The sequence below is a fragment of the Rhizobium sp. 01T444 genome, from assembly GCF_056398305.1.
Map to the genome: position 1 here is coordinate 22,387 of NZ_JBFTPD010000049.1, position 8,610 is coordinate 30,996.

At 61.7% G+C, this 8,610-nt stretch carries 10 protein-coding genes and 1 pseudogene; 6 read left to right on the forward strand and 5 right to left on the reverse strand.

Features of this window, described 5'->3' with window-relative positions; translation table 11 throughout:
- Positions 1-47: 47 nt before the first annotated feature.
- A complete protein-coding gene (locus tag AC1DTN_RS35100) occupies positions 48-785 on the reverse strand; it encodes an SDR family oxidoreductase (protein ID WP_310387964.1) in 738 nt (245 codons plus the stop codon).
- Positions 786-881: 96 nt separating this feature from the next.
- On the opposite strand from AC1DTN_RS35100, the gene AC1DTN_RS35105 reads away from it, so the two are divergent.
- Complete coding sequence (locus AC1DTN_RS35105; RefSeq protein ID WP_477924727.1) at positions 882-1,784, forward strand: AraC family transcriptional regulator; 903 nt, start codon at positions 882-884, stop codon at positions 1,782-1,784.
- 75 nt (positions 1,785-1,859) lie between these two features.
- Complete coding sequence (locus tag AC1DTN_RS35110) at positions 1,860-2,312, forward strand: TspO/MBR family protein (protein ID WP_310387962.1); 453 nt, start codon at positions 1,860-1,862, stop codon at positions 2,310-2,312.
- Between the two features lie 21 nt (positions 2,313-2,333).
- Here the strand turns inward: AC1DTN_RS35110 and AC1DTN_RS35115 are convergent, their stop codons facing one another.
- Positions 2,334-3,080: a hypothetical protein gene (locus tag AC1DTN_RS35115; protein WP_477924719.1), complete on the reverse strand. Its 747-nt coding sequence runs from the start codon at positions 3,078-3,080 to the stop codon at positions 2,334-2,336.
- Between the two features lie 174 nt (positions 3,081-3,254).
- On the opposite strand from AC1DTN_RS35115, the gene AC1DTN_RS35120 reads away from it, so the two are divergent.
- The 3 genes from AC1DTN_RS35120 to AC1DTN_RS35130 all read left to right on the forward strand — a co-directional run bounded on the left by AC1DTN_RS35120 (position 3,255) and on the right by AC1DTN_RS35130 (position 6,040).
- Complete coding sequence (locus tag AC1DTN_RS35120) at positions 3,255-4,160, forward strand: hypothetical protein (protein ID WP_113323576.1); 906 nt, start codon at positions 3,255-3,257, stop codon at positions 4,158-4,160.
- Positions 4,161-4,191: 31 nt separating this feature from the next.
- The gene (locus AC1DTN_RS35125) at positions 4,192-5,049 is read left to right on the forward strand and encodes a peptidoglycan recognition protein family protein (protein WP_477924721.1); all 858 of its coding nucleotides are present in this window, start codon (positions 4,192-4,194) and stop codon (positions 5,047-5,049) included.
- Positions 5,050-5,236: 187 nt separating this feature from the next.
- The gene (locus AC1DTN_RS35130) at positions 5,237-6,040 is read left to right on the forward strand and encodes a class I SAM-dependent methyltransferase (protein WP_113323574.1); all 804 of its coding nucleotides are present in this window, start codon (positions 5,237-5,239) and stop codon (positions 6,038-6,040) included.
- 60 nt (positions 6,041-6,100) lie between these two features.
- On the opposite strand, the gene AC1DTN_RS35135 is transcribed toward AC1DTN_RS35130, so the two are convergent.
- On the reverse strand, positions 6,101-6,346 hold the full coding sequence (locus AC1DTN_RS35135) for a hypothetical protein (RefSeq protein ID WP_477924723.1): 246 nt from the start codon (positions 6,344-6,346) through the stop codon (positions 6,101-6,103).
- A gap of 278 nt (positions 6,347-6,624) precedes the next feature.
- Here AC1DTN_RS35135 and AC1DTN_RS35140 point away from each other — a divergent pair, with 278 nt between their 5' ends.
- Positions 6,625-7,314: a type 1 glutamine amidotransferase domain-containing protein gene (locus AC1DTN_RS35140; RefSeq protein WP_477924725.1), complete on the forward strand. Its 690-nt coding sequence runs from the start codon at positions 6,625-6,627 to the stop codon at positions 7,312-7,314.
- 67 nt (positions 7,315-7,381) lie between these two features.
- Here AC1DTN_RS35140 and AC1DTN_RS35145 read toward each other — a convergent pair whose 3' ends face one another.
- On the reverse strand, positions 7,382-8,014 hold the full coding sequence (locus AC1DTN_RS35145) for a Vgb family protein (RefSeq protein ID WP_477924726.1): 633 nt from the start codon (positions 8,012-8,014) through the stop codon (positions 7,382-7,384).
- 71 nt (positions 8,015-8,085) lie between these two features.
- Positions 8,086-8,610 (reverse strand): annotated as a pseudogene (locus AC1DTN_RS35150) (helix-turn-helix domain-containing protein); the annotation flags it as partial.

Consider the following 8,610-nt stretch of genomic DNA (forward strand, 5'->3'; position numbering starts at 1 on the left):
CTTGGGCAAAGCGGACCGGCGATCGGCTGGTCCGCTTCATGCCGTGTTCACGCCTGCGCGGTCGGCCGGATGACGATATCGCCGACATCGACATCGTCAGGCTGCTCGATGGCAAAGGCGATGGCGCGGCCGATTGCATCCGGCGTGATCGCCATTTCCTCCATGCTTTTCGTGATGCCGGCTTTCACGGCCGGGCTGGTCATGGAGTCGGCGAAATTGGTTCTGATGATGCCCGGCGATACATTGGTGACGCGCAGATGCGGGCCGGCCTCCTGCCGCAGGCCCTCGGCAATGGTGCGCATGGCATTCTTGGTGCCGGCATAGACGGCCATGGTCGGCTTGATGGTGATGCCCGCCGTCGAGAGCGTGTTGACGACATGGCCGAAACCCTGGCGGCGGAAGACGGGCAGGGCGGCGGCAATGCCATAGAGCGGCCCCTTGATATTGACGTCGATCATCTCCTCCCAATCCTCGACGCGCAATTCATCCATCGGCGAAATCGGTCCGATGCCGGCATTGTTGATCAGCACATCGAGTTTTCCATAGGTGTCGCAGGCAAGCGCCACGAGCGCTTCGAGATCCGCGCGCTTCTTGACGTCGGTGACGCGGTAGATGGCCTCGCCGCCGGCCTTGGTGATGCGCTGAGCCAACGCCTCCAACTTCTCGCTGCGCCGGGCGCCGAGCGCGATCCTGGCGCCGCGCTCGGCTAGGATGAGGGCGGTCGCTTCGCCGATGCCGCTGCTGGCGCCGGTAATGGCAATGACCTTGTCCTTGATCGGTGACATCGTCTCTCTCCTTGATGGTGACCTCAAGGATTGCAGCGGTTGGCTGGAGAATCTATGCTCTATGCTCTGTCATTTCGTCGAGATCGTCCGGAATTCATGATCGATCCCCTGTCCGATGTGTTTTCGCTTGTTGATATCGAGAGCGCCCGCTCCACGCGTTTCGAGGTGGGCGGGCAATGGGCCTTCCGCTTTCCGCCGAAGCCGGCGCTGAAATTCGTCGCGGTCATCAGAGGCGGCTGCTGGATCATCCTGCCGGGCGAGCCGCCCTTTACGCTTGAAGCGGGCGATACGTTCCTGCTTGCCAATGCGCCCGCCTATGTGATCGCCAATGATCTGGCGAGCGAGCCGGAAGACGGTATCGCCTTCTTCGATTGGGACCATTCCAATATTGCCCGGCATGGCGGCGACGAGACGGTGCTGATCGGTGGCAGTCTCGTCATATCCGGCGGCAATGCGCAACTGCTGCTCGATGCGCTGCCGCCCTTCATCCATATACCGGCAAGCGACCGCGCTGCTGCCGTTCTGCGCGCTACACTTGCGACCCTTAACGACGAACTCGGAGCCGGCGAAATGGGCTCGACGCTTATGACACGGCGGATGGGCGATATCCTGCTCGTGCAGGCGCTGCGCGCCCATGTCGCCCGTGCCGGCGCAGACAATGCCGGCTGGATCGGCGCGCTCGGCAATCCCGGCATTGGCAAGGCGATCAGCCTGATCCACAACGAGCCTGGCTATCGCTGGACGGTGGGTGAGCTCGCAAGCCGCACCGGCATGTCGCGCTCCGCCTTTGCGCAGCGGTTCCGCGATCTGGTCGGCGTTGCGCCGCTCGATTACGTCACCCGCTGGCGCATGCATCGCGCCCGCGAGGCGCTGCGCCGCAAGGAGGCGACGGTGGCAGGCCTTGCCGCCAGCCTCGGCTATTCCTCCGAAAGCGCCTTCGGCAATGCCTTCAAGCGCGTCTTCGGCCGTGCGCCGAAACGCTACTGGCGAGACGCCTGATCGAGCCGGGAAGAGGCCGCTCTTGACGGCGCGCCCGCGGACGCCACTTCAATCGTCACTTACGCGGGGGTTCCGTTGCACCGGTTTGATCATTATCTCGTTTTCATTCTGCTCACGCTCGGCGGCGGGCTTCTCATCGGTCTCATCAATCTGCCGGATGAATGGTACCAGTCGCTCGCCAAGCCCTGGTTTACGCCGCCGAACTGGCTGTTCGGCCCGGCCTGGACCGTCCTTTACATCCTTGTTGGTATTGCAGGCGCGCGGACCTATGCGCGCAGCAGGCGTTCACCCGTCATGACCACCTGGATCGCCCAGCTCGTGTTGAATTTCGCCTGGTCGCCGGCTTTCTTCGGCCTAAAATCCCCGAACCTGGGGTTGATGATCATCATCCCGCTGCTCCTGTTGATCCTTGCCTTCATCGCGCTGTCGTGGAAACGCGATCGGCTATCATCGGTCCTGTTCATGCCCTACGGCGTTTGGGTCGCCTATGCCACGGCGCTCAATGCTGCCATCGCCTCGTTGAACTAGACAGAAAATCACGAGATACGGTCAGTTGAATTCCCCCTTCGCTTTGTCTGCAATTGCAGCGCCGGAAATCAGGCGGTTGCGATCGGAAGCCCATGCGGCGACGAATTCCTTGCGCACAGCATCGGGGAAAGCCTTGCCCGCCAAGTCAGCCTCGCTTGGGGCGCCGGGCGCGAGCGCCAACTCTGCCCGGGTGGTCGACGCAATCCGCGCATAGGTGAAGGCGCGCGTGATCGGATCATTTTCCGCACTTTGCGGCGCGCATTTGCCGCCTCGCGGCACGCGTGACGTGACCGCCGCCGTCCTTACCGTCACGCCGTCGCGGAACAGAAAACAGTAGGCTTCGTTCGACGCGCCCCCGAGTACCGAATGCGGTTCGATCACATAGCCGCGTACCGGAAACTGGGCATTCGAAGCCGACCAGATGCGCTTCTCGATGTGGCGCGCGCAGGCCCTCATGTCGGTTGCCCCAGCATCGCGGCAGGCGGAGACTGTCCAGCGTGCCAGCTGTGCGGCGCTCGGCAAGGCGAGCGTCACCGTCGCCTCTGTGTTCAGTTCCCTGTATGTGCAGCGCAGGAGTTCGACGCCTGGCCAGTCGTCAGCCGCCGTCGGCGAGCACGATGACCTCATATACTGGCCGCCACTAATCCGAGTCTCGAAGCGATGTTTCGTTTCAGCTATCAGCGCCGCTGGATCTATCTCTGCCGCCTGCGTGATGCGCGTGACATACGCGGCGACCAGAATGGCAAGCCCAACGTTTCTCAAAGTCATAAGAAGCAGCCGCTGCATTTTCACCGTCCGTGCGAAATCTTTATAGGAAATACTTTCAACCTGCGGAGACATTGGCGTTTTTATTGTCGTTAATATTGCACAATCTACGATTAAATGGAATAGTCACTTGGGTCGCACACGTTGCACCGGAGCGAGCAGGAGGAGCCGCAGATCATGTCTCTCTACATGCTTCAACTATCTCGCGTTTTAGTGACGCTTGGCATTGCAATGCTCGCTATTCACGCTCACGCTGCGGAACCGCCGGCGAGCTCCGCCGACCTCCTCAAAGCCGTCGAATTCTCCGCTTCGACGCCGCTCGACGAGTCCTACCGGGGAGAATTTGTCGGTTGCGACGGCGCGGCCGGACAGAGCAGGAAGGATAAGTTTCTCGGTTTTAACCTGAGGCTTCCTGGTGTCGCAGAATCGAAACAGTACTATCTGTGCAGTCGCGACCCCAGCAATGTGAAGGCGCTGCTGCGCCTCAAGGACGGCGCGATCTACTGGCGCAGCAAGATGGCGCTCGATGTCGATGGATCCTGGGCGGCATGGAACGGTCTGCCTGGCGCTACCGATCTGAAGGAGACGTCCTATAAGTGGCCAGGTTCACCCAATTCTTCCGCGCAGTCCGCGCAAATCGATCCTGACCGCATTCCTTTCATCGTGATGCCGACGGCCGGCCTTTCCAAGATAACCGGCAGCAAGAGCGGCGAAATGGGCCGCATGTTCGCGGACAAGACCGGGCTGCGGCTAGGTGATATGGGCGTCGTCGTCTACAAGGACCGATGGACGCCGGTTCTGATCGCGGATGGCGGTCCTTTCATGCGGCTCGGCGAGGGATCGAGCAGGGTCTTCGAGGCAATCGGCGAAAGTCGCTGCAAGAAGTGGAACAGCGATGGAACGGCCTGCGTCGGGCCGGGACACGTTTATCCCTACAAGAATTTCGGGCTCGGCCACGATGTGATTTTCATCGTCTACCCAGACAGCCGGAGCTCCGATCTGAAGCCGGAGAACGCCATCTCGAAATTGTGTGCCTTTGCGAAGGAGAAGCTCAACCTGACGGGCGGCGCAATGTGCCCGTGATGTTTCCACGCAAGCAGGAGAGGAGTTTGCGATGCGTTACCTTTTGACCCTAGGCATTCTGATAGTTGCCGGCGCGGCCAGCCAGACGAGTGCGGCGACCTTTGGAAAATGCAAGTTCAACACAGAGACCATGGCCTTTGCGGGAACTCCCGACGAACAGGCGTCCTGTCTGCTGCGCAAGGTGAAAATACTGGGAAATGTGGACGCCACGCCCGCGCAGCTGCCGTCCAATCTCGCAGGCTTCATCGGCAAACCGGTGGAGATCTCCAGGCCCAAGCTGCAGCAGGCAATCTCTGCCACCGGGCTGACCGAAGCCGCGCTCGGAGGCAGTCTTGACGCCCCGGTATCCCGTGGCAACTCGAACAATCCGCATGCGCCGGAGGCGCGTTATTTCGTCATTCACGACACGAGTTCGCCGAATTTCGGGAACGTGGCGCAGTTTCCCGCCGACATCGATACAAGCAACCAGGTCAATCGGCTCGACGGCTTCAAGAGCGCGTCGAACGCCAAGGCGCATATATTTCTCAACCGCCGGGGCGAGATTTATGTCGGCCATGATTTTGGCGTGCCCTGGCGCGCAACCAAGCTGGAACTGCAGATCGGAACCCTGGCGCGTGGCATGTTCCTTCACATCGAGAACGTCCAGCCGCGCCGGAAGCACCCGAGCCAGCCCGACGGCAATGCGCCAATGCCCGGTTTCTCGCCAGCCCAGTATGACCGCCTCGCGCTCCTTTACCTCATGGCGAGCGTGCGTGCCGACACTGGCCTGGTTCCAGCATTTCATGCGGCAATCGATCAGGGCCTGAGCGACGGGCATGACGACCCGCAGAATTTCAGCCTGGAGGATTTCGACGCCGCATTCGGACGCCTGCTTGCCAGCGTGAAATAGTATGCCGCATCTCGATCATGTGGCGCAAACCGAAGTCTGCTGATGTCTAGCAAACTGCGCCGCGGTCTTGCGGCCAAAGTTGCGTGAAACAAAGAGAGCCGATTTGCTTGCGGCGTGGCTCGCGCAGTTCTAATGTTGGTGCGGACATTGTCCCGCTTGCTTGCCTCTTTTTTGGGGGGAGACTGCGATGCCGTCGAGTTTCAATGTCGAAAGTGCCGATGGTTACGAGCAACTGATGGGGCGCTGGAGCAGAAGGCTCGCGCCCGGGCTCATCGATTTTGCCGGGTTTGAGGATGGGGAAAGCATTCTCGATGTCGGCTGCGGCACGGGAAGCCTCACCTTCACGCTGGCGGAAAATCCCGGTCTGAAGGCGATCTCGGCCATCGATTTTTCGCCCGTCTTCGTGGAGGCAGCAAACCGGCGCAATACCGATCCCCGCATCAGCATTCGAGAAGCGGATGCCTGCGCGCTGCCGTTCGAGGATAACAGCTTCGACCGGGCGATCTCGATGCTCGTGCTGCATTTCGTGCCGGAGGCCGGAAGGGCGGTGGCCGAGATGCGGCGCGTCGTGCGCCCGGGCGGTGTCGTTGCCGCCGCCGTCTGGGATCATTATGGCGGCATGTCCGGCATGCGCATGATGTGGGATACGGTTGCCATGATCGACGCGAATTCGCGAGCGATGCGCCATCGTTATTCTTTCCAGCCGATGACGCAGCCTGGGGAGATGAAGGCGAGCTTTATCAGCAACGGCCTTGCCGATGTGGAGGAGACCTCGCTGACGATCCGCATGGATTACGGCTCGTTTGCCGACTACTGGGACCCGATTGCATCAGGCGAAGGCCCTCTCGGCAAGTATGTGGCGGGACTGGATGCGTATACGCGTACGAGGGTCGATACCGCGGTGAGGGGTGCCTATGAGGCCGGAGAGCCAGACGGGCCGCGGTCGTTTGCCTCTGTTGCCTGGGCCTGCCGGGGCAGGGTGCCGGGGTAGGCTGACGTTGGCTGCGATTCATCGGAGATGGCGCCGACCGTAGAGACGCGCACCGGATTATCAGGCATCGGATTTCCGCCGGTCGCGGTAAAAGCCAAGGTGGACGACACTCGGCCCAAGGTCTCTTTCCTGCGGCATCCCGCCCGGCCGTTCGGCGGCCTGCGGAGCTTTCTTCACCGGCGCCTCGGCCTGCGCCCTCAAATCCCGCACATTGCCATAGAGCCGCGCCACCAGCTTCCGGTAATAATCGACGATCCGCTGATGCTCTTCGCGCGTGATATAACGCTCCTGAAACGACTGAACCATGTCACTCTCACTTCATCGATTGCAGCAGGGAAACTTCCCGCCATGGAAGACGGTTCCGGAGCTGTCTTTGTATGGTTAAGTTTCCGTTTCTCTGGGGCTTCGCGAGCACTACTTGCCTCTGGCGTAGTCTTCCCTCTTTATTCTTCTCCGCTACTTCGTCCCTGTATCGAAAATCTTAGCCATCGCCAATCGCCGATGCTGTCGCCCGCATGGCAGCGGCTCCCAGGTTTCAGTCGTGATCAATGCAGCCCCAAGCCAATCACAGAAGGATAGGTACTATGAAAGTTCTGCTCGTACTGACTTCACATGACCAGCTCGGCAATACCGGCAAGAAGACGGGTTTCTGGCTGGAAGAGCTCGCCGCTCCTTACTATGCGTTCAAGGATGCGGGTGCGGAGATGACGCTCGCTTCGCCCAAGGGCGGCCAGCCGCCGCTCGACCCCAAGAGCGACGAGCCGATGTTTCAGACCGATCTCACGCGACGCTTCAATGCCGACGAGGCCGCCAAGGCGCGGCTTGCGAATACGGTGCGGCTGGATAGCGTCAACCAGGCTGACTACGACACGGTTTTCTATCCCGGCGGGCATGGCCCGATGTGGGATCTGGCCGAAGACCCCAACTCCATCAAGCTGATTGAGTCCTTCATCGCGGCCGGCAAGACCATCGCGCTCGTCTGCCATGCGCCGGGCGTGTTGCATCGGGTCAAGAACGCCGACGGCACGCCCTTCGTCGCGGGCCGGAAGGTGACCGGCTTCACCAATGGCGAGGAGGAAGCAGTCGGGCTGACGAAGGTGGTGCCTTTCCTGGTGGAAGACGAATTGCTGAGCCTCGGGGCGATCTTTTCCAAGGTCAAGGATTGGGGCGTCTACACCGTCACAGACGGGCAGTTGATCACTGGGCAGAACCCGGCATCGTCAGGTCCGGCAGCGCATGTGCTGATCGAGGCGCTGCGCAAGAAGGGTAAGTAAGCAGGGCGAGCGGATCGGCAGCCCCAGCAATTGTGCTGCACCATGGACATCCCAACCCGGCCTAACCTTATCGCGGCCGGCGGACCGCCCGTACCTTGCCGCTGCCGCCGCCTCCAGCATAGAACAGGTCCGCGCCATCGGCCTCGAGCCCGGAAACGCCGGTGCCCTCGGGCATATCGAGCCGTTCCAGCACCTCGCCGGAGTCAGGGTCGATGCGCCTGATGTCGCTCTTGTCGTCCTGCCAGGTGGCATGCCAGAGCTCGCCATCGACCCAGGTCACGCCCGTCACATGGCGTTTGGATTCGATCGTGCGCAGGATCGTCCCCGTCTCAGGGTCGATCTGGTGAATGCAGTTTTCGCGGTACTGGCCGACCCAGAGGCTGCCTTCGCACCAGGCCATTCCGGAATCGGCGCCCTTGCCGGGGGCGGGTATGGTGGCGACCACGGTGCCGGTTTCGGGATCGATCTTGCGGATTTTGTCCTCGGCGATCTGGAAGATATAACGCCCGTCGAAAGCGGTGCCGGCATGGGCGGCGACATCGATGGTCTTGAGCTCGGCCCCGGTTTCGGGGTCCAAAGCCCGCAGGTTTTCGCCGGCGGCAAACCAGACCCGGCGGCCATCATAGGTGACGCCACCTATATTGCGCGTGCCCTCGAAGGGGCCGTATTCCCTGACGATTTCTGCCTGTGATGTCTTCATGGCGCTCCATCCTCCTTCTTTTTTCGCAATTCCGGACGCAGAACCGCTCCGCACTTTGCTGCCGTTTATTTCTAATCGCTCGGCAGCGGACCCGGGAGTAACAATGTTGTCGGGAAGCCGACGACCGGCGGCATCATCCAGCGGCGCGCCCGCCCATTGCCGAAAAACTGCACCTTGCCGGCCGTTTCCAGCGCGTCGAGCGCCCGCTGCACGGTGCGCGGGCTCAAGCTCAGGGCGATTGCGAGCGCCGTGCTGGACCAGGATTCGCCATCGGCGAGAAGTGCCAGCAGGAAGGCGTGCTCCTCCTCGACCGGCGGGGCAAGCACCACCACGGCGCGCCCATCGTGCGGCATCAGTGCAAAGCCGTGGCTCGTCGCCTTGACCTCCGCAAGATTGGCAAGGGCGGCACGCAGCCGGCCGATCTCGACGCGCAGCCGCGCCCGGTGGGATTCATCGGCATGGCGGGCGCGGAAGGCGCGGGCAAGCAGGATCGAACGAATGACATCCGATGGTGCAGCCTCGGCGAGCGTGCGGGCGAGCGCAAACAGCACCGGGCGGCTTGCAAGCGGCACGATCTCGCTGCCGACGCGCACCAC

Bases quoted from the DNA above. Each gene is read 5' to 3' on its own strand.
- AC1DTN_RS35100 (WP_310387964.1), bottom strand. From the start codon at position 785: ATGTCACCGATCAAGGACAAGGTCATTGCCATTACCGGCGCCAGCAGC.
- AC1DTN_RS35105 (WP_477924727.1), top strand. From the start codon at position 882: ATGATCGATCCCCTGTCCGATGTGTTTTCGCTTGTTGATATCGAGAGC.
- AC1DTN_RS35115 (WP_477924719.1), bottom strand. From the start codon at position 3,080: ATGACTTTGAGAAACGTTGGGCTTGCCATTCTGGTCGCCGCGTATGTC.
- AC1DTN_RS35120 (WP_113323576.1), top strand. From the start codon at position 3,255: ATGTCTCTCTACATGCTTCAACTATCTCGCGTTTTAGTGACGCTTGGC.
- AC1DTN_RS35125 (WP_477924721.1), top strand. From the start codon at position 4,192: ATGCGTTACCTTTTGACCCTAGGCATTCTGATAGTTGCCGGCGCGGCC.
- AC1DTN_RS35130 (WP_113323574.1), top strand. From the start codon at position 5,237: ATGCCGTCGAGTTTCAATGTCGAAAGTGCCGATGGTTACGAGCAACTG.
- AC1DTN_RS35135 (WP_477924723.1), bottom strand. From the start codon at position 6,346: ATGGTTCAGTCGTTTCAGGAGCGTTATATCACGCGCGAAGAGCATCAG.
- AC1DTN_RS35140 (WP_477924725.1), top strand. From the start codon at position 6,625: ATGAAAGTTCTGCTCGTACTGACTTCACATGACCAGCTCGGCAATACC.
- AC1DTN_RS35145 (WP_477924726.1), bottom strand. From the start codon at position 8,014: ATGAAGACATCACAGGCAGAAATCGTCAGGGAATACGGCCCCTTCGAG.